We start from the raw sequence: 12,831 nt of genomic DNA, 5'->3' as shown, positions 1-12,831 counted from the left end.
GCGCTTGACCCCAGTTACTCTGCGAAATTGTGCCTCTGATGATGATTTTAATTTTTCATATTTCATGTTCTCATAACCTTTTTTTATATAAACAGATCATGAGTATGCCATAAATTTTATGGTTTCAGAAGAGGTCTAATGTTTCGTATGCGTTAGATAATCCTATACCGACGGTATGCAATATGGTTTCTGGCGTGGCAAAAGCAGGATGGCATTTGGGTAAAGTATTATATGAAATTTGTGATGTTGCTATCGCGTGTATTGTTGATAAGCAGGCAGGGTTTGAACGTGTTGATCAAGTTGTGACCAATATAGAACGAATATCAATCGATCTTATACATAAAATACAAGACACACCCATTAAGACCCTTGCGCGAGAGGGAACTGCAATTATCGTAGAAACATCGCTTACTAAAAAATGCTTGAGTGCTGCGCATACCATGTATAAAACGGCGCAACAGGAACTTGCGGTTGCCATAAAACTGGCTGAGCAAACTAATATAATGCCTGCAGTTCCCTGTTCTCCTGGCATTATCGTGGCAGCAGAAGCAACCGGAACTGCAGTAGCGTTCAAGCAAGAAGCTGAAGCAATCAAAGCAATAGAAATTGCTATCGCTGAAGCTGGGGATAAAGCTGCAAAGCTTCCAAAAAATAAATTGGCCCGCAAAATCGATTATTTGATGTATAATGAACCGGAAATCGTTGGTCTTTTTGTAGAATTTAAAGATGCATTTAAAATTAATAGAAATGCAAATCTTGTTGGTTTGAGACATATTAAAATTACACCGGAAATATTGAAGCATATTTTTGGTGTTGAGATTATACAGGAATATAAAAAATCGGGAATAATTAAGAATATAACACAAGGGTTTCATCATAACGTGAAAAACCAACTGAGCCATTTGATACATAATGCTGTTATTGATAAAATAACGGGTGTTATGAAGGCAGATTTACATTTTTTAGGACAAGTAAAAGCAGATAAAACATTCTTCCCTGCTTCATGGTCGCGCAAAAAAGTACTCAAAAAAATACAAGAATCTCTATTAAATCCAACAGAATTGCCAGAACTGCAGGGTAGCCGTTGGGTATGGGTTGGAAAAACACGAGAAGGGATAGAAATTAGAACAGTTTTTGAAGCAACAGGAGAGTTAGTAACCTCATATCCTATTTAGATTGATAAAGGAATTACAAGTGAAAATCGCACAATTTAAATTACATGATCGTATTTATCTTAGTAATGGACCAAGCAAAGATGATTTTTGGATTTTGGCTGGATTTCTTACAGACGATGTGGGATCTTGCCCTTCGCCTTCATACAAAAAATTCATCAATGATCCTAATTGGACGGAAACAGGCAGTAATTATACCATGATGGAAAAGGAAGGCGATGATGTCCGCATTGCTTGCCAATTTGATAGAGATTTTGAGCCACATATAAAAATGTCCCAAAAAGAATTACTTTCAATTCTTGATCAGTGGGAAGCGCTTGTTAAATTGGGACCAAAAGAAATTATTATTTTTAAGCGAGGTGAGTCATATATTTTAGAAGGGCGCAATAGTTCTGCCAAAGAATAATTATCTCATTGATTTGCCGTTGCAAAGGTATCGTTATATGTATGTTGGATAAAAGAATGAAAATCGCACAATTTAAATTACATGATCGTATTTATCTTAGTAATGGACCAAGCAAAGATGATTTTTGGATTTTGGCTGGATTTCTTACTGATGATGTTGGAGGGGGGAATGGAGCAGAGACGTTTAAGGATTTTATAAATGATCCTAATGATATAGAAACAGGAAGTAATTATACCATGATGGAAAAGGATGGAGATGATATTCTTATTGCTTGCCAATTTGATAGAGGTTTTGAGCCACATATAAAAATGTCCCAAAAAGAATTACTTTCAATTCTTGATCAGTGGCAAGCTCTTATGGAATTGCGACCAAAAGAAATTATTATTTTTAAGCGAGGTGAGTCATATATTTTAGAAGGTCGTAATGCTTCTGCCAAAGAATAGTAATGCATAGAAAGCCACAAGAGCTTTTTTTAGTTAACATTGAAACGTTTCTTAGATCGAACTTGCGTTATTTTATAAATGACATGCAGGGTTTAATGAAGTTTAATTGGTTTTTTAGTTGTATACTGTTTTTTTGTACTGCGTATGTTGCGTCTGTTTGTACAGTATCGCAAGATGCACAATACGTCTTGATGATCCCATTGTATAATGAGCCAAATCCTGCACGAATTGCAGAGTATATATTTTGTTTTGCACGGAACATGCAGCACCACAGAATTGAAAAAATTCATGTGATATACGACACGAGTTGTGATGATGGAAGTAATGCATTGTTGCGGTACCTACAGAATCAAAACTGCATCATTACGTATACCGTTGGGCGCCCTACGTATACATTTTGTTTTGATGTAGTGAACGAACTGTATCCTAATAAAAAGATTATACTCGCTAATGCGGATATATTTTTTAATAAGACGCTTGAACTTCTTGATGAGTATGATCTTACCAATCAATTCTTAGCTCTTACGCGGTGGGATGTCTGCGCAGATAAAACAATACGCATTTTTAAGCAATATGATCATCGAGGGCGATTTTCTCCTGGTGATTCTGCAAGTTCACAAGATGTGTGGATTTTTAAAACTCCGCTTAGAAAATTTCAGGATGCAGCTATACAGATGGGTACCATGACGTGCGATAGTTTGATTGCATATCAAGCGTACGCTGCAGGACTTATTGTACGCAATCCATGTCTTTCTATGCAATGTTGTCATTTGCATATATCAGAGAAAAAACAGTATGATCCAGCTACACGAGTAACAAATAAGCCGATAAGGATAGTACCATGGGAAACGTTGTATTAAAAAGTAAAAAACTACACTATTTTTGTAGTCTATTTTTTTTCTGCACTACATTATTGTGCGCAAGTGTTCCTAAGATCTCCATTATCACCTCAGTCTATAAAGGAGATCAGTATATTGCCGGTTTTATGGAGGATATCGTCTCCCAAACCATATTTGATCAATGTGAGTTAATTATGATTGATGCGAATTCTCCCGACAACGAATGTCAGATCATCAAGAAGTATATGGAGCAGTATTCCAATATTATATATCTGCGGTTTGATCACGATCCCGGTTTGTATGCGGTGTGGAATATGGCAATTGCTATGGCGGGTGGAGCATATATTACCAACGCGAATTTGGATGATCGCTTAAAATTTGATTGCTATGAAAAGCATGCGCAGACTTTAGATATGCATACTGATGTTGATTTGGTGTATTCAGACTTTTATGTCACGTATTATCCGAATGAAACATTTATCTGTAATCGGTATAGTCACGTGCGCACTATGGCAGAATTTTCTCCTGAAAATATGGTGCAGCCGCTGCCAAACAATCATCCGATGTGGCGAAAATCGTTGCATGATCGCTGTGGCTATTTTGATACAACGTACCGTTATGTTGCTGATTATGAATTTTGGTTACGAGCGGTGGGGCTAGGGGCTATTTTTATGAAAGCTCCCGGGATCTATGGATTGTATTATTTTAACCCACAGGGGGTATCCACAAATAGTGCTAATGGGCGTGCGATTCGAGCGGAAGAAGCACGGATTTATGTTCGATATAGTTACTTATTTAAATAAATTTAGACATCTTCATTTTTGTGCCTGAGCTCGTGGGGCATTTGTGCAAATAAAAGCAGTGCTTATACTATTTATATAGATGGATAAAGGTCTTTAATATAATAATTAGGAGGTTATACTATGGTTTTGAATTTTAAAAAAATGGCATTTCTAGCGTTAACGATTATTACTACGCAGATTAGTATTGCTGAGTGTTATTCGGCAAAAACGAAAATATCAGATTTGGTTGATATGTTTATGGCTGAAGGTGAAGCTCAGGAATTATGTAAGTGTCTTAGAGCTTTAAATATTGTAAAAGACCGTTTACAAAAAGAAAACCAATCAATAGAAGATCAGATTGCAACGGTGCAGATGAATTTACGAGAAGCTGTTGAAAAATATCAATCTGCGTCAGATAAGGCTTTTTCTTCGGATATAGCTGAGCCATTTGGATTTGATCCAGCTCAACCAGTTGGAGAGCTTTATGATGCTGATCCTATTCAAGCTGCAGTTGTTCTATTGGGCAACATGGAAGAAGATGCTCAGGATCAATATAGCGAACCGGTAACGGGAGCAGTTGTTATGTTGGGTAACGATTAAAAATAATTGTATTTAATGATAGAGGGCGTGGTGTTAATTCATCACGTCTTTTTTTATGAGCGTTCGAAGCTTTGATCGACCGGTTGGTTAGAGGCATTTTATGGCAAGAGCCATTTTTGTGCCTAGCCAGATAGGCCTTTTGCGTAAAAAATAGGCTGCTTTATACTATTTGTATGGATAAATATGGATTTTAAAAAGGTATTTAGGAGGATTTATCATGAATATCACTATGAAAAATATACTAATTTCTTTGTTACTAGTTATCACGCCACTAGCATTTATTGTAGGCCCATTGCAATTTGGTACTACGCGATGTGCCGATCAGGTAGCAGAAGCTGATTTATTAGCCCAGCAGCAAGAAATGGAAAATGCATTAAATGAGTGGGTATCTTCCCTGGAAGATGATGTGAAGGCCTTATTTTATGAAGCCGTGCAAGCCCAAGAGACTTTCCTTGTGTTGCAAGTGGAAGCAGCAGAAATGGAAGAAAAGGGCGTAAAGCCATCACAGGAATTGCTTGAAAAAATTCAAAAAGCAGGGACGTCTGCAGAGTCGGCGTTACGAGATTTTGAGGATGCATGTAATAAAATGGCGAATCCAAAAGAGAAAATATAAAAAGTTTAATGAAATATTCAGGAGGTTATTATGAATAAGATTGTTAAAAATATACTCGTTTCAATGGTGTTGATTACTGTTCCGTTGCAATTTAGCGTTACTCAATGTGAAGAAGAGCAAATAAATAATGTCCAAGATGTTGAAATGACAGTGGCTACTCAGGCAGCCGAGCAACCATTATCGGCTGAAGACGCCGCACACATCGCACGCACTTTAAGAATGTTAGATGAGCTAGAAGGTATTCGGGAGGCGGTAACTCCATGTGTGGAGTCTATCGTAAAGACGCTTGAAGTCTTAGATAAAGCAAAGAAGGAAGAATCAAAAGGCTTTTTTGAGCGTTATTTTTCTTTCTTGAGACGCTAGAAGCACAAAAGAGTAAAAAGATTTATTATCATTTTTAGGAGGTTTATTATGAATAAGATTGTTAAAAATATATTAGTTTCATTGTTGTTGAGTGTTGCTCCTTTGCAATCGGGGGTCTGTGCTGCGCAAACAAGCGCCGTTGGACATGAAGCAGAGTATCAAAGAGCATTAGAGCAGATGAAAAAAGCATACGCTCGCGTGGATGAGCTCTATGACGCACAGAAAGAGTCGCAGCAGAAACAAAAGAATGCAATGCTTGAGCTTCGCAAGGGGATGGTTATTGCAGAATTGGCGAATGTAATATATAGAAAAGCAGTGGATCGCTTAACAAAAACTGTATATGGTCCGGATGAAATGGCACCAGTAGATCAAGAACTTGATAGAGCATATGAGCAAGCGGTTAAGGTTCATGCACGTATAGGGCGTTTGTATGAACAGGCGCAAAATTTACAAGAAGAACAAAACCTTTTATTGCAATACATCAAACAAGCTGAAGTGATGGTGGAATTGACCACTAAGATATTTGATCGCGCAGCTGTTGGTATTGCAGATTTAATAAAACAGTAAGATAAGAAATTAATTTCAGGAGGTTTATTATGAATATGTTTTTAAAAAGTGCATTGTTATCATTGATAGTAATGCAAGCAGGGGTTGTTGTAGCCTATCAACCGGTAGTCGAAGATGCAGAATATAAAAGAACTGCAGACCAAATGAAGAAAGCGAAGGCTAAAGTAGAAGAACTGTATAATACATGTGATGACCTGACGCAAAAAAAATATCAGCTACAGTTAGAAGTTGACGAAGCTGTAACTATTGATAATGATGCTCTTAAGGAATATAAACGTGTGTTGACGGCGTCTGAGTTTAATATAGATGAGCTTGAAAACGCATCGACAAAATTTAATATAGCCAGAGATCACTTGTGGGATTTAGTCGGCAAAAGAACCGTATTAAATCGAGAATTGCGTAGCTTGCACTTAGAAATTAAACATGCCGAAGTTATGGCAGAATTGACGACTAAATTTTTTGATCGCGAAGTGGTGAGAATTGAATCTGCGCAAGAGCCAGAAACAGCAGTACATCAGCCAGTAGTAGAAGATGCAGAATATAAGAGAACATTCGAGCAGATGAAGAACGGGAATGTCAAGGTACAGGACTTGCTTGTCGAGTTAGCGGTTGTAGAGCAAGAGTTGTCTGAAGCTGAATTGAAGTTTGATGTAGAATATGGACCTTCGCAAGCATCTGGTGGTGAATGGATGTGTCAGTCTGCCTTCGAATTATTGAGGAAAATATCTGAATTGAGGTTCACCCAAGAAGCTTTATCGGCAGCGCTTCAGCATGCGGAATTAATGGCAGAATTAACCACTAAGATATTTGATCGAGAGGTTCTTAGAATTGAATCTGCAGCAAACTAACATCCTTTAAAAAGTTGTGAAATAGAGAAAGACGTGGCGTAAAACCCACGTCTTTTTTTGCGTTTAAATGATGATATAAAAATCTCATAGACGGATTATTGCGGAGCATATAGTATATGCCGGTGGTATGAGAGAGAGTGCATTATGGTATATGATATGCAGTAAAGGAAGTGAGGCATGAAGCAGGTAATAAAAATATTGTTAGCGATCTTATTATGGGGGTATGCACCTCATATTTTTTGCTCCTTTGCATACAATCATAAAGCAGATCTTATTGTTTTTTCATATGATCGACCTTTGCAGTTATATGCGCTTCTTGAATCGATTGAGCAGTATGTAACAGGAGTTGATCAGATAGTAGTGATTTTACGTAGCAGTGGTGCTCAGTATAAAAGTGCCTATTCGGTTCTTTATGAAGAATTTCCTGCGGTGAAATTTGTGGTGCAAGATCATAAAAATGCGGAAAAAGAGTTTAAGTCGTTACTTTTGACTGCATTTTGTAATACACAAAGTTCACATGTGATTTTTGCAGTTGATGATATTATTGTGACTGATCGTATCGATATTTCGGATTGCATTGAAGCGCTTGAGCAATCGCAAGCATATGCATTTTATTTACGCATGGGTAAAAACATTACTTACAATTACAATAAGAATCGTCTGCTGAAGGTGCCATTATTTTCTGAAGTTGGAGCAGGTATATATAGGTGGAAGCTTGTGGTAAGTCGTTGTGACGCATGGAATTATCCAAACACCGTTGACTTTGCCTTATATAGGAAAAGAACCATTTTGCGCGATTTGCAAAAAATGTCATATGAGAACCCCAATAAATTTGAGAGTTATTGGTATCAAAATGCATCTTCTTTAAAACAGGTGTATGGCTTGTGTTATGAACATTCAAAAATAGTGAATATACCTTTGAATCAAGTTCAAACAGTGTTTGCCAATAATAAGCATATGGAGAATTTTTCTACAGGGATGTTGCTTGATCTTTTTAACCAAGGATTAAAGATAGACATTGCAGCGTTATTTCAATATAAGAATACGTCAGTTCATATGGACTATGAACCAACATTTATTCAGCGAAAAAGGAAGGGGCTATCATGATGATATATAAAATAGCACAACATCTATTCTTATTACTTTCTGTTTTGGTGATAATGCCTTTATATGGTACTTCTGATATTCCAGAGAAAAAGATAGTAGTGATAATCACATCATATAATAATGCTTTGTATTACGAAAAAAATCTGAATTCTGTAGTGCATCAAAATTATAGTAATTATCAGATAATTTATATAGATGATTGTTCTCTTGATGGTACGGGAGATCTTGTGCGCGCATATGTTGAGCAGCATGGATTACAAGATAAGATTACAGTAATATCTAATCCATATAATCGTAAAGCGCTCTATAACATGTACCGAGCGGTACATATGTGTGATGATCAGGCAATAATAGTAAAATTTGATGGCGATGATTATATGGCAGATGCATTTGTTCTTTCTACCATTAATGAGCGGTACTACTATAATGATATTTGGTTTACCTATGGCCAGTATCAAGATGTTTCAAGTAATGAAAAAAAAATCGGTAAAGCAAAACCAACTCCGCAGGCGTGGGTTGATCGACGAGAGTATAGATCTCAGTGGATATGGAGCGGCATACGTTCTTTTTATGCATGGATTTATAAATGTATCAAACTAGAAGATTTATTACTGGAATCAGAACCCTATTTAGGGAAATTTTTGCCTACATCAGAAGACGCGGCTTGCGTGTATCCTATTCTTGAGATGGCGGGTAAAAGATTTAGCTTTATCGAAAAAGTTCTTTTAGATAGAAATATTGACACACCTTTGAATGATTTCAAAATTCACAAGCCTTTGCAGGTTTTATGTGGCAAATTCCTCAGGAATCTTGAAAAATATTCACTCTTACATGAACCAAATCTTGGTAAAATGGAGCCATATCAAAACGCACAAGCGGATGTGATAATTATCGCAGATCATGATAGTTCCGATGAGCAGGTGCAACAAACATTGGATAGTTTTGGCACTCATCTTGCGCACGTGGGTACTATATATATTTTAGATCACAACTCTGTTTGTGTAACTAATCGTGTTGATTCTCCTACTGAGTATATTCCCTGTAGCTCTAAAAATTTTGTAAAGCAATTGCGGCAGTGCACACCATATATGACAGAGCATGTTATTATAGCGCGAGCGGGCGCTTTATTGGAGCGGTCGTTTGACTGCGCACAGATAATTAAGGAATTAGAACAAACGTATGCGCATATGTTTTGTTTATCTGATCATATTAGGAATCATTTTGCATATCAGGATCCACGTTTGATTGCGGTACCGTGTGAACATCTGTGGGACAGTGTGTATGCATGTAAAGCAGGAATGATAAAAGGGTTTAAAGAGAAGCCAATTGTCGCGTTACTGCGGGCAAAAGACCTGCTTGATATGAGTGATGATTGTGTATTACATTGCGTATATGTGCCTGACCTGCCAGCGCGGCGTGTAATACTATTTGACGGAAGAGCGTAGCAGGTATTTTTTGTATACGATGTTATTGGCAGCTGTGGTACAACAAAGTTTAAAATTTTGATAATTGGTTTTATTTTTGTGATACTGGTTATCCTTATTTTTTTACAACTGTATCGCTTAAAGCAGGATTCTTAGAGCATATGTTATTCCACCGCAATCCACTTTTTTCTATTTATTTTGGTAATGCCGCAGATGAGTTATATCAGCAAGAGTATTTACAGATTGTCGGGTATGATGCGCATGAGCTCATTCAGCATCCATCGTTTGCTCATATGAGCAAGATGATGGGCTTGACCTCGTTGCTGTTTTTAAAACAAGTACATGGGACGCAAGGCCTAGTGATTACTGAAGAAAATTGTAACAGTTTTGTTCCCTTCTCTCTTGATGGAGATTATTTATTAACAGATCAATCGGATGTTGGCATAGGTGTGATGACTGCAGACTGTCTGCCGATTGTTTTTTATGATATGCGGCATCATGCGGTCGCTATTGTTCATGCAGGGTGGCGCGGGTCGGTTGCAGGTATTGCGACAAAAGCATTGTGTCAGATGCAAGAGCAGTATGATACTGATGTGCAACAAATACGTATTTTTTTTGGCCCAAGTGCAAAAGCATGCTGTTATGAAGTGACACAAGATTTTTTAGAACAGTTTAGTGAATTCTCATTTGCAGGCTCTTTATTTATGCATCGTGCAGGGAAAATTTTTTTTGATTTATCAGAATATAATAAGCAATTGCTACAAGAGTATGGAGTTGCACCACATATGATTCAATTGGGGTATAATATATGCACGATGTGTGCAACTGATTTTTTTTCCCATAGAATACAAGCGCAACAGGGTGCGCAGCGTGCTGGTCGTCAAATGACAGTAGTCAGTTTAAAATAGTATAATTGTAGCCAAATTGCTTTTATGATACAGTGTTCTTATTCATTTTTGATGAATATAATAATTACTTTATTTACTTTTTTTATCAGATAACCGTAGATTAGATCAAACAGAATCTAATTTTTTTGGAGATACAATGATTGCAGGTTTATTAGCTCGGATTTTAGGTACCAATAATGCACGGCAATTAAAGCGGTTGGATCCAATTGTTTCGTTGATTAATGCCTTTGAACCTTCTATTCAACAGCTTACTGATGAACAATTGGCGAATAAAACAAATGAGTTTCGTCAACAGCTCAGCAATGGTAAGAAGCTTGATGATATTTTGCCTGAGGCGTACGCAGTCGTCAGAGAAACAGCAAAACGAACATTAGGACAACGTCATTTTGATGTGCAGTTACTGGGAGGTATTGTTCTCCATCAAGGTAAGATATCAGAAATGAAAACAGGGGAAGGAAAGACCTTAACCTCAACATTATCCCTCTATTTGAATGCGCTTGAAGGTAAAGGGGTGCATTTAGTAACTACCAATGATTATTTAGCAAGTCGTGACTCACAATGGATGGGAGTTATTTTTAAGGCACTTGGATTGACTGTTGGTTGCTTGCAAAATTCGATGAGCGATAAAGAACGAAAAGAAGTGTATCAATCGGATATTTTATACGCAACGAACAATGAGCTAGGGTTTGATTATTTGCGTGACAATATGAAGTTCCGCCTGGAAGATTATGTACAACGCGAAGCAAACTATGCAATCGTCGATGAAATTGACTCTATCTTGATTGATGAGGCCCGAACACCACTTATTATCTCTGGTGCAACTGATAAAAGCAGTCGATTATATCTTGACGCAGACCGTGTAATGAGACGTTTAAAGCAGGATACAGATTTTGAAGTAGATGAAAAAGCGCGTTCTGTGCAGCTTACTGAGGCTGGTAACGATGCGGTAGAAGCGGCATTTCATATTGATAATTTGTATGCAATTGAGCACGTAACATTATTGCATCATTGCATGCAAGCGCTTAAGGCACACGCATTATTTAAACGTGATGTAGATTATGTGGTTAAAGATGATGAAGTTTTAATTGTAGATGAGTTTACGGGTCGTATTTTATCCGGCCGTCGGTATAGCGATGGGCTCCATCAAGCGTTGGAAGCAAAAGAAGGTGTTGATATTGAACGTGAAAGTCAGACTCTTGCAAGCATAACATTGCAGAACTATTTTAGATTATATAAAAAACTTGCTGGTATGACCGGTACAGCGATGACTGAAGCCGAGGAATTTTATAAGATTTATAAATTGAATGTAATTGCGGTTCCAACAAATAGACCGCTTATTCGGCAAGATAAACAGGATTTTATATTTTTAACCAGAAATGCAAAATATAAAGCAATTGCAGAAGATATTGTGGAACGGCATAAAAAAGGTCAGCCAGTTTTAATTGGTACCATTGCCATTGAAACGTCAGAACTTTTGAGCATGGTATTGCGTGCTCATAATGTTCCGCACGAAGTACTTAACGCAAAGCAGCATCAAAGAGAAGCGGAAATTGTTGAATTTGCAGGAAGACCAGGTCAAGTAACTATTGCTACCAATATGGCGGGGCGTGGTACTGACATTAAATTAACGCCAGAATCAGTACAAGCAGGTGGTCTTTACATTTTAGGTACTGAGCGGCATGAAAGTCGACGAATTGACAATCAGTTGCGTGGACGATCAGGACGTCAAGGCGATCCAGGAGAATCTCGTTTTTATATATCTTTAGAAGATGACCTTATCCGTATTTTTGGTGGTGAGAACCTCAAGAAGAAGATGGAATGGGCAGGGATGAAAGAAGATGAGGTTATTGAATCAAAAACAGTATCTCGTGTGATTGAAAATGCCCAAGAAAAAGTTGAAAAGCATAATTTTGAAATTCGCAGACATTTACTTGAGTATGATGATGTGCTTAATCAGCAACGTACCGTGATTTACGAATATCGACGTGAAGTGCTTGAAGGGCAAGAAGGTGTATATGAGTTGATCAGAGATTTATTGATCAAGGTAGTGCAAGATGTGATTTCATTCAATTGTCCTAATCGTACATTAACGCCTGAATCTATCGTTGCAATTTATGAAACGTTGCATAAAGTAACGGGACTATCACCGAATGACTTTTTGGGCAAAGGGTTTAGTAAAAACAGTAGCGATGAATTAGAAAAAGATTTGATTAATTACTTGCTTGAACAGTATAGCTTATTTAGAAATCAGCAGCAGTCAGAAGTGATTCAAAGTGCAGAGAAATGGTTGCTTTTAGAAACCATTGATCAGGCATGGAAGCAGCATATGCTTAATTTGGATCATTTAAAAGAAGGTATCAATCTGCGTAGTTGGGGACAAAAAAATCCGCTGATTGAGTATAAAAAAGAAGCGTTTGCGATGTTCCAAGATACCATGCGCCAAATTGGTGGTGATGTGGTGCACCATATTTTCCATCTTAATGTTGAGCGATTTGATCAACATAAGTTAGAACAGCGTCGTGAGCAGGAGCTAGAAGAGTTAAGGATTACTTCTGGCGAAGGTTTAGGTGAATCGCATGAATCTGTACAAGCGCATTCTGACAAAGTAGGCCGTAATGATCCATGTCCGTGTGGCTCGGGTCAAAAATATAAAAAATGTTGCGGTAAGTAATCTATAGAGAAAAAATGTATAACGACGGGAGTGTCCGAGAAATAATCTCAGGTACTCCCTTTTTGGTTGATGTTGTTTTGCGAATGTG

General features: G+C 37.5%; 14 protein-coding genes. All 14 read left to right on the top strand.

From position 1 onward, the window contains the following. Nucleotides 1-182: 182 nt before the first annotated feature. The 14 genes from VGT41_04065 to secA all read left to right on the top strand — a co-directional run bounded on the left by VGT41_04065 (nt 183) and on the right by secA (nt 12,743). Entirely contained in the window at nt 183-1,175 is a 993-nt protein-coding gene (locus VGT41_04065) for an EndoU domain-containing protein (GenBank protein ID HEV2601450.1), read from the top strand. A 19-nt stretch (nt 1,176-1,194) separates the two neighbouring features. After that, a complete protein-coding gene (locus VGT41_04060; GenBank protein HEV2601449.1) occupies nt 1,195-1,578 on the top strand; it encodes a hypothetical protein in 384 nt (127 codons plus the stop codon). 41 nt (nt 1,579-1,619) lie between these two features. Next, nucleotides 1,620-2,021: a hypothetical protein gene (locus tag VGT41_04055; protein ID HEV2601448.1), complete on the top strand. Its 402-nt coding sequence runs from the start codon at nt 1,620-1,622 to the stop codon at nt 2,019-2,021. A 2-nt stretch (nt 2,022-2,023) separates the two neighbouring features. Continuing rightward, nucleotides 2,024-2,881, top strand: a complete 858-nt coding sequence (locus VGT41_04050) for a hypothetical protein (protein HEV2601447.1) — start codon at nt 2,024-2,026, stop codon at nt 2,879-2,881. Beyond that, a complete protein-coding gene (locus VGT41_04045; protein ID HEV2601446.1) occupies nt 2,863-3,663 on the top strand; it encodes a glycosyltransferase in 801 nt (266 codons plus the stop codon). Before VGT41_04050 ends, VGT41_04045 begins: the two co-directional genes overlap by 19 nt. Before the next feature lie 120 nt (nt 3,664-3,783). Further along, the gene (locus tag VGT41_04040) at nt 3,784-4,242 is read left to right on the top strand and encodes a hypothetical protein (GenBank protein HEV2601445.1); all 459 of its coding nucleotides are present in this window, start codon (nt 3,784-3,786) and stop codon (nt 4,240-4,242) included. Nucleotides 4,243-4,459: 217 nt separating this feature from the next. After that, complete coding sequence (locus VGT41_04035) at nt 4,460-4,855, top strand: hypothetical protein (protein HEV2601444.1); 396 nt, start codon at nt 4,460-4,462, stop codon at nt 4,853-4,855. Between the two features lie 30 nt (nt 4,856-4,885). Then, nucleotides 4,886-5,218: a hypothetical protein gene (locus VGT41_04030; protein HEV2601443.1), complete on the top strand. Its 333-nt coding sequence runs from the start codon at nt 4,886-4,888 to the stop codon at nt 5,216-5,218. Between the two features lie 48 nt (nt 5,219-5,266). Next, nucleotides 5,267-5,785, top strand: a complete 519-nt coding sequence (locus VGT41_04025; protein ID HEV2601442.1) for a hypothetical protein — start codon at nt 5,267-5,269, stop codon at nt 5,783-5,785. Nucleotides 5,786-5,814: 29 nt separating this feature from the next. Next, nucleotides 5,815-6,633 carry a hypothetical protein gene (locus VGT41_04020; protein HEV2601441.1) on the top strand — a complete coding sequence of 273 codons (819 nt, stop codon included), beginning with the start codon at nt 5,815-5,817 and terminating at the stop codon, nt 6,631-6,633. A 177-nt stretch (nt 6,634-6,810) separates the two neighbouring features. After that, nucleotides 6,811-7,740, top strand: a complete 930-nt coding sequence (locus VGT41_04015) for a hypothetical protein (protein ID HEV2601440.1) — start codon at nt 6,811-6,813, stop codon at nt 7,738-7,740. Beyond that, nucleotides 7,737-9,185, top strand: coding sequence for a glycosyltransferase family 2 protein (locus VGT41_04010; GenBank protein ID HEV2601439.1), 1,449 nt, complete (start codon nt 7,737-7,739; stop codon nt 9,183-9,185). The genes VGT41_04015 and VGT41_04010 overlap by 4 nt, the downstream gene beginning before the upstream one ends. A gap of 140 nt (nt 9,186-9,325) precedes the next feature. Continuing rightward, entirely contained in the window at nt 9,326-10,072 is a 747-nt protein-coding gene (gene pgeF, locus VGT41_04005; GenBank protein ID HEV2601438.1) for a peptidoglycan editing factor PgeF, read from the top strand. A gap of 136 nt (nt 10,073-10,208) precedes the next feature. Next, nucleotides 10,209-12,743 (top strand): preprotein translocase subunit SecA, encoded by a 2,535-nt coding sequence (secA, locus tag VGT41_04000; protein ID HEV2601437.1) that lies wholly within the window; start codon nt 10,209-10,211, stop codon nt 12,741-12,743. Nucleotides 12,744-12,831: the final 88 nt, after the last annotated feature.

The sequence above is a fragment of the Candidatus Babeliales bacterium genome (assembly GCA_035944115.1).
Classification (GTDB): domain Bacteria; phylum Babelota; class Babeliae; order Babelales; family Vermiphilaceae; genus DASZBJ01.
Note: the sequence above shows the minus strand (reverse complement) of the source record. Positions and strands in the feature narration are given on the sequence as shown.